Annotated in this window: 6 protein-coding genes; 2 read left to right on the top strand and 4 right to left on the bottom strand. The window is 53.9% G+C overall.

Annotation, left to right across the window (positions count from 1 at the left end):
- Nucleotides 1-4: 4 nt before the first annotated feature.
- From FN829_RS10690 to FN829_RS10670, 4 genes are read right to left on the bottom strand one after another with little or no spacing between them, the layout of a single operon-like run.
- Nucleotides 5-2,932, bottom strand: coding sequence for a hypothetical protein (locus FN829_RS10690; RefSeq protein WP_246066502.1), 2,928 nt, complete (start codon nt 2,930-2,932; stop codon nt 5-7).
- The gene (locus FN829_RS10680) at nt 2,929-3,762 is read right to left on the bottom strand and encodes a hypothetical protein (protein WP_142986959.1); all 834 of its coding nucleotides are present in this window, start codon (nt 3,760-3,762) and stop codon (nt 2,929-2,931) included. The genes FN829_RS10690 and FN829_RS10680 overlap by 4 nt, the downstream gene beginning before the upstream one ends.
- The gene (locus tag FN829_RS10675) at nt 3,759-4,688 is read right to left on the bottom strand and encodes a hypothetical protein (protein ID WP_246066501.1); all 930 of its coding nucleotides are present in this window, start codon (nt 4,686-4,688) and stop codon (nt 3,759-3,761) included. Before FN829_RS10675 ends, FN829_RS10680 begins: the two co-directional genes overlap by 4 nt.
- A complete protein-coding gene (locus FN829_RS10670) occupies nt 4,685-9,349 on the bottom strand; it encodes a DEAD/DEAH box helicase (RefSeq protein ID WP_142986958.1) in 4,665 nt (1,554 codons plus the stop codon). The genes FN829_RS10675 and FN829_RS10670 overlap by 4 nt, the downstream gene beginning before the upstream one ends.
- Nucleotides 9,350-9,760: 411 nt before the next feature.
- On the opposite strand from FN829_RS10670, the gene FN829_RS10665 reads away from it, so the two are divergent.
- The gene (locus FN829_RS10665; RefSeq protein ID WP_246066500.1) at nt 9,761-13,837 is read left to right on the top strand and encodes a DEAD/DEAH box helicase; all 4,077 of its coding nucleotides are present in this window, start codon (nt 9,761-9,763) and stop codon (nt 13,835-13,837) included.
- Nucleotides 13,809-14,255, top strand: coding sequence for a phospholipase D-like domain-containing protein (locus FN829_RS10660; protein WP_241430979.1), 447 nt, complete (start codon nt 13,809-13,811; stop codon nt 14,253-14,255). The genes FN829_RS10665 and FN829_RS10660 overlap by 29 nt, the downstream gene beginning before the upstream one ends.
- The last annotated feature ends 23 nt before the right edge of the window (nt 14,256-14,278 follow it).

The raw sequence follows: 14,278 nt of genomic DNA, 5'->3' as shown, positions 1-14,278 counted from the left end.
TTGTTCAGTCGACATAGTGAATACTCACCTCCGTGAACTCCTCTCCGAGCTTATCGGTGCCACTAGTCCCTGTTAGCGGGACTTCTCTAAAATTCATCACCACTACATCGTTGTCAAGTTTCAGACTAGCCAGAGTTGCCGTAGTTCTAGCGAATGGCTTTCCACCATACAGCCTATTGGCAAGCTCAGCTGCACTCACGGCATCATCCAACTCTGATTGAGTGTGATTACACACCTGCCCGAGCTGTTCCGTGAGATCTGGATCAACCGCATCGTACGTCTTCAGTTTCTTGTACCGATCACTAACGGATTGTATGTCCGTATCCGACAACATCTCTGATACGTATTCAACGGCCTCGCGCTGATAGCCGTGATCCGTTGTGTCGTTGAGCGCCTTCCTGACATCGTACATCTTGTCGGCAAGGTCACGTACGTTATGACCTGATTCGAATCGGACACGTGATTCGATATTTCCGATGTATTGGCGACCGAGCATCCCCAGAACTTCGAAAGGCGGGTTTTGTTCCAACCGGTCACGGACCTCCGGTACGTCGAGAGTGCTGGCGGAAACGCCTAGCAACGAGCCAAGCACATCTTCAACGTACTTTGCGTCCTCCATCGCTTTCTTGACTGTCTTAATCTCCTCATGTCCAAGTACTTCCTCAAGTCCCGAGAGCAGTTGCCGGTCAACCGTGAGCTCGTCATCAGATTGGTACCGCTCGTTCAGCCGCTCGGCAGTCACTTCGTGCCACGGATCATCGAGAAGTGTTAGCGTCGAATACGTTGCGAGAAGGAAGTCAGTGAAATCGTAACGAGCGTGCCGCTTGTAGAACACGCTGTCGCTGTTCAGTTGTGTTTCGATGATTTTGTCACGCCACTCTTCAGCGTATCCGGTAAGTTGGGTACCGGCGGCTTCCAACTGTGCCGAATAGTCGGCTGATCTCGGATCCATGTCTCGACGTACCCCGAACTCGACGAGCCGACGAAGATCTGAACGACGAAAATCATCCCGCTCAAGAATGATCTGGTCAGGATCCGGTGCGTGATTCGAATCCGGATAAACGAATGGTGACTTCTGACTACTAAGCATGTAGCGCAGTGAGGTACCCTCGATCAGACGGAAGTCGTCAGTGATCTCTTCCAAGAGGTCGCGGAGAGCACGTTTGATGAATTCGTCCGTTTCGATGTATCTCTCTGGGTCCTCTATCCACGAATCGATCTGTCCTTTTTGTCTCTCTATTTCCTGTTCGGTCGGCGATGGACCCATGGTACCCCCTGTACTATATCCGCACTTCGAACAGGTACGAGTCTCATCAGAGTTATTAATCCATGCTTCAGCCCCACAATTCGGACAGGCCTCCGTTTCTGGTGTATTACCGGTCGATGCAATTTCGACATCATAATCATCAACTATTATCTCGCTAGGTAAGTCAGACGTCTTGAAACCAAACGCGTCGATAAACTTTCGGCTGACAACGATGTGGTCTCCACGCTCACGCCCGTACCATTTGGCGAGGTCAGCGTACTCCTCAGCGTCTTCATAAACCGCGTCCGCGACCGAGACGCTGTTTTTGAATGACCGAAGGACATCTGCGGACGACGGAGCTTGGATAAATCCTTCGTGGTAATCCTGTAGCACCTCGAAGATTGTCATAATAAATTCACGCGGGGACTGCTGGCTCTCGTCGAAACCGGCATAGATCCGTCGAAGGAACGTCTGGTTGAATGGGAATAAATCACGGAACGATTCCTCACAGAAGCCACAATCGGCGCAGATTGACCCCTCTGGGGCTTCTTTGAGATTGAACGTTCCATCGTCGGTGTCCCGGTCGTATTGAACGCTACCGTCGTGTGATTTGATATATCCGAGATACGGGCGCACAAAGTCGACTGCGGAATCCTCGTTCAGGAATAGCACCGTATTCGAATCCTGTTCATTTGTCTGGAAGAACTCGAAGCGATCCTCCGCCGTCCGAGTGTGTAAAACCTCTGTAGAGTCACGGGTTCCCGCAACAATAAAGTCCCAATTGTCCGCGGACTTGTCGCGCTCCATGTACTTTCGGAGTCGCTCTGCTTCCATCGCGGCGATAGAGAAGTCCTCGAAGACGATGACTGGCCGAGTATCCTCGAACTGTTGTCCGACTTGGTCAAGTACGTCTCCAAGCGAAGAGGTGTCGTAGTTCTCCCTGATTACCTGCCAGAGAGCGTTGTTGAACGCTTTGACGGCTTCTGAAACGCCAATATCCTCGTTGAAAATTTTCAGTTCATCACGCTGTCTGTATTCGTTTTCTCCGATGAACTGAATCTTCTGAGCATACTCGCCCCGCTCAACGAGACGATTCAGTTTCTCGGCGATGTAATCACGTATCTTGTCGGTCTGCTCACCGTCGGGAGCAACGTCGTACCCCTGCCTGCGCAGTGTGAGCGTCGCTCCCGAGGTGGCATTGTCTGCTACGGTCTGCGGGATATCGACGATGTCGTCACGTAGGCGCTTGAACTCAGACGCTCCCGAGAGCTCTTCACCGAACTGCTCCTGGTAGAACTCCGGAATCCGCTCGGAAAGGATCGACATCAGATCGTCGTCTTTGTCGATGTGAAGCATGGGACGACCGTCAAGTCGGAGCTGGTGAGAGAGGTACGCACAGAGTTCCGATTTACCGGTACCGACTTCTCCTTCGATGACGACGGCAAAATTCCCGACCCGATTTTCAGAGAATTCTTGATAGATGCGATCCTCGCCCCACGTTTCACCTCCCGCGGCTGTACCGCGGAAGACTTCCATGGGCCGGTGCGTGAATTGGAAGAGGTCGTAATCCTCAGAACGAACTGCAGCGACCTTACTGAACAATCGACGAAGCGTCTCTTCATCGACTTCGTCGAAGTGTGGACAACGTGCCGAGTCTGATTCGTCTGGTTTCACGATTTGACTCATTGAATCACCTCAATCGAGTTCGCGTCTCTGTCGATTCCCTCCCGGCGAGGGACTCCATTCAGATCGACGGTAGCAGCGTCACCCGATTCGACAATTCTAATCTCCTCCTCTCGCACTAGGTTGAAAAGAACCCGTGAGAGGGAGGCTGGTACGTTCCCGTCGGCTGTAAGCTCAATAAGAAAGAGATTTTCCCCCAACCAATCGATATACTCTGTAATTGTCACGCGTCCGTTCGTCCCAACTTCGCCCACTGCAAGTTGTATCGACTCATGAATCATATCCGGGCTTGGGTAGACGGTATGTCTTCTGCCGTTGGCCTTGTGAACGAGGTTAAGAAAGTCAACGAGCCGGGACCAGTTGACGAACTTGTGTTCGTTTAAATCGATCTCTCCCTGTTGAGACCGAGGAACGTATCCACGCTCGCGGTGCCGCCGGTTGATCTTCTTGTACAGGGAGGGATCGTCGGAATCGAACGCCTGAATTTCTTCCTGAAGGAGGTATTGATAGTTGAGCAGGACAACGGACTGTCTTCCCCAGTCTGCTTCCTCTGCTTCCGACGTGAGATTATATAGCACACCAAGCCGGAAGTCGAGTTCTTCATCGCCAGTCTCCCACGGGAGGTCAACGGCGTAGTAGTCGGGCTCTTGACGGCCGACGAGTCCAATTGCGCGCAACCCGTTTATCCCTTGGTTCAGAAGGTCGTCACTAAGTACGGTGTCGCTTTTGAGTTCATCTTTGGTAGTGTGTCCCCGCTTTATCGACCAGTAAACGGTTCGCAACGGGGCAGGAGTCTGTACCGTGTTCAGAATGTAGGGTGCTGTTTCGCTCATAGTGGGTGCATTAGCCAGTCGTGATACCGTGCGTCTATCGGGCTTGTCTCGGGGGTGAGATCCTCCGCCGCCTCACGGGCCAAACGGATCTTTGGACTACGTTTCGCGTAGGAGGGGTCAAAGGTTGTTCCTTCCATCGAAACTGACCGATTCAGGTCGTGTGCAATCTCCGATGCAGTCGATTTGTCCCACTCGATTCGCCTTCGGAGCCAGCCTCCGAAGGCCTCGATAACGTCGTCGCTCTCCAAAGGTGAGACCCCGAGTTCGTCCCGGCGTGCGAAAATGTTTGAGAAGGTCTCGTAGAGTGGAAGGTACGGCGCTTCCGTAAGTTCGTCAAACAATTCGGACGTCGTCTCGACCGCATCACCTTCGACCAGCTCATAGAGGTTCGCGTTGTCTTGTACAAAGAGATTTTTTGTGTCTCGAAGCGGCATCCCCCAGCCTTCGCTCTCGTAATGCTCGACAAATGCCTCATAAACGCGGTCATACCGCCCGATATGTCGACAGAACGGCTCGTGGTAGAGGGGGCGAAGGCCACCAGATGGTTGGAAGCGACGCTCGTCAGCGACGACGATCAATGATCCCTCGGAACTCGCGTATCGATTGACGAGGTCATTCATCGTGTACTGCGTGTTCTTTTCGTAGTAGCTCGTCGTGACGACACAGAGGTCCTCTGACGGAGGAAGCTGTATTCCCCCGCTAACGTGATAATCATACCCGGGAAAGTCGTATTGTCTACCCCCACGATCGTGTTGCCACGTGTGCTTGAGCTGACGCCACGAAGTCGGGTACGTGGCGTGTTCCGTACCGAGATAATTAATCGCGGGGAGCGATCGCAGTTTCCAATAATGGACGTTTCCATCTGGGTCGTGGATGAACGCGACATCAGCGTCGTTCATCCGGTTTTGGACTGCTTGTAGACTCACTGCTCACCTCCATCGACGACGGCAGTAAGTGTCCGGTGATCAAGCAGATCATTTTCGAGATAGTGGCTCGGCGTCCGCGAGAGCAACAGACACTCGTCACAGTAGTCGACGCATCGGTCACAATCACCGACATCGACGACGTTGTCTGCGACTTCCTCAAGGCTCTCATGAACGTGCCAGCCGATGCCGTTACCACCCTGGCGACCGTCCACGATGTATACTTCAACTGCGTCTTCGGTGATCGACGCCTTGACTCGATAGTCGGACCGGTCACACTTGACGACAACCGGAATAGCCCGATCAAGTGCTTGTTCGAGGCTGGTCAACAGTTGTGGCCATGAGGCCGTAGGATGGGTCACCCGTTCGAACCGTTCGGCGATCGCATCACGCTCAAACTCGAGGCGCAGTCCCTGCGTGTGATGTTGTTGCCCCACCGGACGGTACGTCTCTTCCTGTGACTTTTCGAGCCGCTCGCGCCACGAGAGTCCGTCAGTGGAGCCGCCACCGTCCTCTTTCTCGATCAACGCCTGGGATCGCAGTATCTCGGTCGAAGGGCTCATCGAATGCCCGCGCTCGAAAGCATAAACGAAGTCCGTCAGCTCGAATTGTCCGTATTCGATATCGCAATCTAAACCAAATAGCTTCGTCTCCTGACGGTCGCGCTCTGCGTCTGTCGAACGAACGTACGTCGACATCTGTGCGAACGTCCGATAGGAACGTTGTCCTCCCTTGGCTACCGAGCACTCAACTGACGAGATGCCGTGAATTTGTGTGGTCGTGAGGTCGGAGTCGCAATGTGGACAGATAGTCTCGTCAGGATCGAAGCTCCGGAACCGCCGATCACACTCCTCGTTGTCACAGACGGCGACATCAGTGAGCGGTTTCTGTGTTCCCCGGACGTCATCGACGATGTATTCTGTTCCGTGTAGCGACACCATTCCCCCGAGCTCGTTCTCTTCTCCGGGATACATGTCGTACAGTCGGCCACTCCCTTCGAAAGAGATCTCTTCCCGCTGACCGCTGAATTGAACGGGGAAGTTCTGACCGAAACTTCGGTAGTTGGCGAGATACCCGAGCTTACTCAGCCACTGATCGAGACGTGACGTGTTGCTTGTGAGATCTCGGTTTGTCGCCGCACCTGTGGACATCCCGCGGAGCCGCGAAAACGTCTGGTCAACACGCCGTGATAGGGAGAGCGGGCCGTCACCGAAGAAAACCTCTTCGTACACCTCGACTCCACGTTGGCCAAAAATACCGGAGAGATATTCTCGTAGGACATCGTCCATCTCCTCTTGAATGAACTCTTGGAGGATCTGTAGTTTGTCCTCAACGGAGGTGACAAACTTCTCCAAATTCTCAAGCTCCGGCTCCGAGAGCCGATAGGTCAACTCAAACACTTGGTCTTCGTGCGGATTTCGAGCAAGGTATGCGAATACCTCTGTGACGACGTGTCCCGCGAGTACCTCGTCGAAGTCCTCCGGATCAGGAATCCGAACGGGCTCAAATTCTCCGAGATAACTATCCAAATTGGCGTAGTAGTGGCCGTCGACTGGGTGTTGTCCACGGATCACCGTCATCACGAGTGACGAACTACCTCGCGTCCGACCAGTTCGCCCGGATCGTTGGACGTAGTTCGTGAGCGTCGGTGGAACGCCGACTTGTGCCACCGTATCGAGGCTCCCGATATCGACCCCGAGCTCCATCGTCGGCGTTGAACTGACTACATTCACCTCCGGCGGATCCTTGCGGAATCCCTCTTCGATAGCACCACGGATTGCTGGCGAGATGTTCCCTTTGTGTATGCCGACCGTGACGAACTCCGGTTCGTCCCCTCCCTGAATCGGTTCGGTCACGTCGTGGGCCCAATGGTCAACAGCGTAGTCCCATCCGGACTCGACATCGGCGTATCCGGGAGTCGCCACGAATTTTCCCTCATCCGTTCGGGAGAACCGGGAATACGTCTCTATCGGTTTTCCACACTCCAAACAGGTATCGGGAGCGTCACCCGATTCCGTAGTGGGGAACGACGCGTAACACTCCGTACAGAACGCCGAGTCGGGAATCAAAATGAGATTCGACTCGTCCTCTCGAACGTTCCGAGTGAACACTCCGCTCTCTGCCGGCGGTTCGACCAACCCGCTTTGCTCGAGGGAATCTCTTGCCTCATCGAAGTAGTTCCCCACTTTGGCACGCTTCTCGTCATCTGTAATGTTGGCTCGATCGACTCCGCGCTTGAGGGATTCGTGACTGGCGACGGAGACGATTCCACTCTCAAGAAACCGACTTAGGACGTCGTTGAGGACGTTATCGATCCGGGCACGGCTGGTTTCGAGATCGCTGTCGAGTCGGTCGAGAACCTTCTCCCGAGATAACCCGTCGATCTTTACGCCGGCGTATTGGAACGAGGCGTCGCCGAGCACGAACCGCTTGTAGAGTGCATGTGCGATTGTGAGGTCCGTTGGATCATCGAACCCCATGACGGCATCAGCGGTCACAAGCGCGCTATCGAGTAGCGCCTCGCAGTTGGAGAGATATGCGTGAGCTTCGATATCCTCCCTCAACGGGACGAGGAAGTTGTAAGCTTCCGCGTCCTCGTCGAGATTCTCCTGAACTAGCGGCTCCCAGTACTCCTCGCGGAGGGTATCGGCAACCGACTTGAAAAGCTCGTACTGGTCGGCTTCACCACCAGCCTCTAGCAACTCTTGGAGGTAGACCGTCTGGGCCATCAGTCCATACTCGGTTCCAATGATTTCTTCGCCCACACTCTCAGCAGCGCTGTGCGAGTCCGAGAACACGAGCGTCTTATTGGACGGTGCGACACGGCATACCTCCGATAACATGTACGAGAGAAGCGAAGACGTGGGAACACCGATATCAGTTAATCGGGGCGATCCTCCGCATCCCGGGCAACCACCAGTACCATCACCGCGTATCGGTGCGAACGTTTTCTCTTCTTCCTCATTGTCGACCGCGACGTACGGTTCGTGACATGTCCCTTTGCGACAGAACTGTACCTCAGGGATTGGTGCGGCACCGCATTTACGACACCGGTTGTCTCTTGAGAGTGCCCCGCACTCACGGCACCAGTGGACCCGGTGTGGTGGCTTGAGGAATACGTGGTATTTCTCAGTGACAATTCCTGCGAGTCGACCGAAGGCCATGATCGTATCGAGAACGCCTTCCGGGTCCGAAACCCCTTCCCGCTCCACCTCCGCGACGAGGCCCTCGTAGGATCGGAATCCTACCTCACCCGTTGTATCCCGGTCGAACCACTCGGTGAAAGCTGCCACTTCGGGGAGTTCTTCAAGCACAAACTCAAGCCACCCACTCGCAAATCCACCGGACTCGATGGCGGCCTCAACGAGAGCGTCTCTACCCTCCTCCGTTCGCACGGTTTCGCCAACATCTGCTATATCGTTGGTTTCAGTATATTCGGCTGCTGCGTCGTAAAGTGGTTGGAACGCCCACCCCGGGGCTGAGGATGAAGGTTCGATAGAGTCCTGGGCCAGTAACCCGACCTCTCTGAGGGATTCAACGGCGCTCTGCAGACCATGCTCGGCGATAAATCTATCTGGGTCGGCTACACCGATTCGGGCGACTGCGAGCGCAGCCACGATCTCGTCGAGACTGCTTCCCGGGAGTCGGCCGAAATCAGGAGTAGTTTGAGGGCGGAACTTTCGGCCCGTGAACTCAACGCTGTTGATTGAATCCTCATCGCTACCGGTGAGCGAGGCAGCGAGTTCCGTGGGATTGTCTACTGTCGCGGACACCATCGTAACTTGCGGATCGTTGTCCGCATAGAACTCTTTTAGACGCCGCGAGAGCATTGAAATCGCTGCCCCTTGAATTCCGCTCCACACGTGGGCTTCGTCAAAAACGATATGCTCTAGCGGCTGCTGACCTGGCTGGTCTCCGAGAATATTTCTTGTCTCCTCCTTATCGTTGACGAACATGTAATCCAATGCTTCCGGGTTCGTGAGGAGGATATCCACTCCCTGTCGGATAGAATCACGAGTTACCTTAATCCACGAGTAGGAGTTATCCGCCGTTCCAACCGCGGAATCGCTCAGTATCCGCAGTTTCTCGTCCGGATTTCGTGGGTCTATTAGTCCGCGTACGTACGTCCCCTCCTCCATCTCGAAGTCCCGAGCCCCGACACGAGCCGGCGTATCGGAGTCCCAGATGCCGATTGTGATTCGATCTTCCGGGGCACGATCCCGATTGATGTGATCGAGGTATGTGATAAAGCGGTTGAACTGATCGGATCCCAACGTCTTCATGGGATAGAGGATCGCCGCCTTCAGTCCGGGGCTATCGGCGGAAAGACAGGTGTTGAGGATCGGAAGGAAGAACGATTCAGTCTTTCCGGATGCGGTCGGAACCGCGAGAACATTGTCACCGGGCTCGGTTTCTATCGCTTTGATCGTCTCCGCTTGGTGTTGGTAGAGCTGACCGTCGGGATCGCCGCCGAACACTTCTCGCCGAATAGCATCCACAATGTCGTCGTGGTAATCAAGACCGTCGAGAAACTCGGCAGCGGTCTGACTGTGGAACGCGGGTGCATCGACGAATTCGACAAAAGGACCCTTACGCTCGATTGTCTGATCAGAAACAAACGACTGAGCCCCCTCCACTCCATCGACATCGTTGAGCTTGGTCATGGCACGGTTCCACCAGGTGATCTCAGCTGCTCTATCGGTGGCAGCGTTGAGTCTGTCTTGTGGTGAATTCATTTTATATGGTATCTGATCTTACCTTCGGGTTCACGTACTCGACAACAGTAAGAAGGCGAGATCTCATGGCGTTCCGATGCCGGACCCGGATCGCTAGATTTGACGGTCGGTTTGTCAACGTTATCTCACGATTTACGCGACTCTGATGTAAAGTCACGGGTCAAAGAATCACGGTAGATACTGGCGCGCCGGTAAGAGTTTGCTGAAAACCACACCGTGAGGCCGTAATGGTCGTGGAAATCTACAGAAACTGCTTCCTTCCCCTTTTCTGTATTCCACGTTTATTATTAACAAGATATTTAGTTCGCAGTTATTCCAACCTACGCCGGAAGATTGAACTTGATATCCGAACCACACGTGGTATCTCACTCGATGAAATATTTTGATTCGAATTCGGATCGATCGCGCGTCGACGATGATGTAGAACCCCTCGTTCACGGGATTCTCGAAAATACGCAGATTTTCGGCCCAGATACAGAGGACCCTCCACGGGTCACCTCCGCGCTCAAATACGTTCAGGAGCCGCAGAAGCGCCGAAGTCCGGGAGAATACGACGGCGATGACGAGTTCATCGAGAACATTATCGACATTTTTGGATTTGAACCTCTGAACTTCCAACAGACGAGCTGGGACATCGTCCGCGACCTCAACGAACGACGAGGGGGAGGTGATTCCCAAGGTGCAATATTCTCTGCACCAACCGGATTCGGAAAAACGGAAGCGTTCCTCGGTCCGCTGTACCAGTTATTACAGGACGACGATCTCGATCGGGTTGCCCTAGTATACCCCAGTAAAGCGTTGTTACAGGACCAATTAGGCCGTGTCCTCGAACACCTCCACACGATCAAAACGACGACCGACGAGCAGCTGTCGGTCGGCGTTTGGTCGGGAGACACAGCGTACAAGCCCGAGGACGTTTCCACGGAAGATGCACTGTTCGAGGGAACGGGTCGGAGAAAGCGGTTCAGACTTGCCAACTGTTGGTGCGGTGATCACCAAGATCCGCATGCGTTTCAGTACGAAGGGGGAGGAAGTCACTACGACCTCGTCTGTGAACACGACGAATCGCACCGATTTAGCGATCGAGAAGTCGTCCTGAACAGGGAGGACATCAGGCAGAGTGGTGGACCGGACATCGTTCTTACGACACTCGAATCGCTAGAGCTGTTCGGATTGAAACCGAACTACAGTCTCATCGATGACATAGATGCAATCGTCTTCGACGAAGTACACCTTTATACTGGGATTCGTGGCGCACACGCAGCAAACATCATCGAGAACATCGAGGAGATTACGGATCACTCAACGCTCTGGCTAGGAGCGAGTGCGACCGTCGACGACGCCGAGCAGTTTGCAGCCAAGATTTTCCCGATTCCGGACGGTCGGATTAGAGCTGTTTCTCCACCCGATGAAGACTTCGCTACCGATCACAACGATAAGGAGCATTACTTCTTCCTGAAGGCGACGGAGGACGGGCCCGGTGTCTCGTCTATGTTCATCCAACAGATCCTGCTTCTTGGTCACGCAATGCTCCAACAGAAGGGTGAACCACGCGGAAAGGTCCTCTCGTTTATCGATAGTATCAGCCAAGTTAATCAGAAGCGCTCGCAGCTAGAAGACGCGGACCGACATCGAGGTCTGTGGCGCTATCACACCGACATTGATGAGCCAGGGGACTGGCGCGAAGTTGCTAACGGGATGGACCGGGAATTTGTGGACGGATCTCTGAATTTCTCGTCCGTCTTCTCCGACGTTGGGTTCGATGCCTCAGTCGTACAAAGCGACGTACTCCTGTCGACGAACTTCCTTGAGGTCGGTATCGACGTCGGGGATATTTCGATCGTTACGCAGTATCGGACGCCGTGGAACCTCTCATCGTTCGTTCAGCGCGTCGGGCGTGCTGCCCGTGAGTCGGGAACGGACTCGTTCATCTTCGTCTTCCTATCGGATCTCACGAGCGACGCGAACATGTTCTACCGAGCTGATCGATTCCTCGGCTCCGAGATCAGGACACCACTGAAGTCTGACAATGAGGTAATTGATTGGATTCACGAGCGATACCGTGAGTTCTACGAGGTTTCATCACGCGTCCGTGACCGCCACCACTACTCCACGAGTCAAGAAAAGACGGAGTTTCACAAGGAGTATCTGGTCGATGAACTTGGCTGGGAATCGTATCATAACCTGATCTCCGATCCCCAGGCGGTACTGTCCCGTGAGCTTGGGATGACCGATTCATTCTCACCGTTGACCGGACAGGAGCCGATTACACACGTGTTGGCTAAAATCGAGAGCAGAGAGGCGGAAATACAGCGAAAACTGGGCGATCTCGGACTTGACGGTGACTCCTCTACCGGAAATACGGCGAGAGAGATGGTTGAAGGCGTCCGTGAGGACATACTGGCATACGTCCAAGAGCGAGTGGTCCTCGTGGAACGGTGTCGAGAACATGATGACCCACTTGTTGAGGAGTCAGTTCTCGACAGGTTGGAAGAAGTCCTCGTGCAGTCTAGAGACACCATTGCGGATTCGAATCCTGACCCGATGGCAGAGCTCGATCGCTTCCGTGACGTACTTCCTCTACTCTACGACTCTAAGGCAAGTGTCCTCAGAATAAAGAACGCCTACGATCGTGACGAGATAAATCTTCCACGACTCAATTACGATGTCGGTGACCTCGAGGACGCAGTCGAACGTGTTGCGGACGCGGCCGACGACGGAAGAGCGGGCGCGCTTGTCCGTGAGAGAAAACGGATTTACTACCTCAAACAATCTCTTGAGGAGCTCTACGACTACCAGTCGATCCAATCCAATTTCCTCAGTCTCTACTATGTCAAGCATCTCCTCCGCGGTGCGTACTACTACGATCGTTTTCTACAGGTTAACAATGATTCTCTCGGCGGGGAGGTATGGTATGTTCCCGAGAACTACTTCGATGACGCGGGGCAGTATTTCACCGTATTCCATGGAAAGAACGATACCGACGGGAGCGACCAGTCAATTGATACGTTAGTTCATTCGTATGCCCCCTTCAGAAGTGAATACAAACAAGAAGCCGGCCGTCTGCAAGCGTTCGTCCCCGAAACAGTAGTTGAAGACGATACGGTCCGGTTCGTTTTCGAAGACGTACCTGGCGAACGACGGGACGGCCTCATCATTCCCGACTCGATCAGACTCGACGAAGTCACTGATCTGAGCGGATCGAAGGCACTGAACATCGTCAGATACTGTCCGCAGTGTCTTCAGATTCTCGACCAGGATAGCTGCTTGCGTCATAACGACTCGGCCTACGGTAAGATCCATGCCAGCCCCGATGTCGAAACGGACGTTGTCCTCGGCGGTGATGCTGAATCGCGGGAGATTTCGACTCTCTCAGACGTTTCAGGCGAGATCAGACTCAGCGGTGCATCTTTAGAGATCACGCCGGCGACGTATGCTCGCTCGGCGGACGAATACATCTTCACGGGCGGTGATCGAATAGAACGCTCCATCGAGGCTCCCGAACAGACACTCGGATTCGAACTAGACACGCGCGGTATTACGTTCGACGTGTCGGGTTACCTCGAACGGATTGACGACCCGGATGTCATCTCACGAGTCGATCGATACAAGAATCGCTCCGAGGTCGGACTACGGGAGATTGGTGTACACACGGCCGCCCACTTTTTCACCCAATTGGTTGCCGACGTGGCTGGGGTAACTCCGGGATCGTTGTTTTATGGCGTAGACTCCGAGGAAGAGGTTGTCTACGTCTTCGAGCGGTCGCAGGGCGGACAGGGACTCGTGGACATGGTCTTTGAGGACTTCCAAGAGGACCCGGGAACTACACTCGAATCAGCGACTCGGATCACGTACGATCCGCAGGTGATCTGCGAACGACTCTGGGCAGACGAAGATTTCATCGACAAGGTCTCCACTTCCGATATCGGTCGGGCGAAAATCGAGGAAATCGTCCGTGCATCGGACAGGGTGCCAGTGTTTGAACACGTCGTCGAGCAAGTCGTAGAAGAAGTACAGTCGTCCATCGATCGAGCCCGTCAGCTCGTTCGTGAAGAGAACATATCCGTACGACGTGCGTGTACCGTGAAACACGTGGTCGCATCGGCTCGAATAGATGGTAATGACACGTATCCCGAGGAAGAAGTGAACAAGCACCTTACGGACTTCGACAATCACGATCGGGTGAAGGCGCTCTTCTTTTCACCGAATATCGACGGCTGCGTCGAGAATCTACAACTGTCGGAATGTATCTCAGGCCACGACCAATCGGACACGCTTAGTTACGTCCTCTTAGAGGAACTCCGTGAAGAGCTGATTCAGCGGGTTGAGCATGAAGACCTCGGTGATGAGCTATTTGACCGTGAAGTCCTACCGGGAGGTGAGTACGATGGGACGAGCATTTTCCTTACCCTCTAGCGGCCTCCGATATCTGCTCGGCCACGCACTCACATACAGTGAGCATGTCGTGATCTGTTCACCGTGGTTAAGCGATGTCGACGTACATCTCCCACTCACGAAGGATGTCAACGAACGCAGAATGAAGTTGACTGCTGCGATTAGAGCGTTGAACACCCAACTCGACGTCTACGTCCGGCCTGACGAATCGAGTAACGACTACGCACTCTCTCGACTCACGGATATTGAGAACGTCAACGTTCACCAGATTAGCGACCTCCATGCGAAAGCAGTGATCACCGAGAAGTACGTCTACGTCGGATCTGCGAATATTACCCGAGGGGGGCTACTGACCAATCTAGAGCTCTGCGAGGTTCTTGAAAACGACTACGGGAACGTAGAGACGTACCTCACAAAGGAGTTAGATCTAGGAAATTAACTCCGTCTGTGGGAATTGGTCTA

Origin of the sequence: Halorubrum cibi, assembly GCF_900182635.1 — an archaeon.
Lineage (GTDB): Archaea > Halobacteriota > Halobacteria > Halobacteriales > Haloferacaceae > Halorubrum > Halorubrum cibi.
Note: the sequence above shows the minus strand (reverse complement) of the source record. Positions and strands in the feature narration are given on the sequence as shown.

Coding starts and splice junctions, on each gene's coding strand:
- FN829_RS10690 (WP_246066502.1), bottom strand. CDS start 2,932: ATGAGTCAAATCGTGAAACCAGACGAATCAGACTCGGCACGTTGTCCA.
- FN829_RS10670 (WP_142986958.1), bottom strand. CDS start 9,349: ATGACCAAGCTCAACGATGTCGATGGAGTGGAGGGGGCTCAGTCGTTT.
- FN829_RS10680 (WP_142986959.1), bottom strand. CDS start 3,762: ATGAGCGAAACAGCACCCTACATTCTGAACACGGTACAGACTCCTGCC.
- FN829_RS10660 (WP_241430979.1), top strand. CDS start 13,809: ATGGGACGAGCATTTTCCTTACCCTCTAGCGGCCTCCGATATCTGCTC.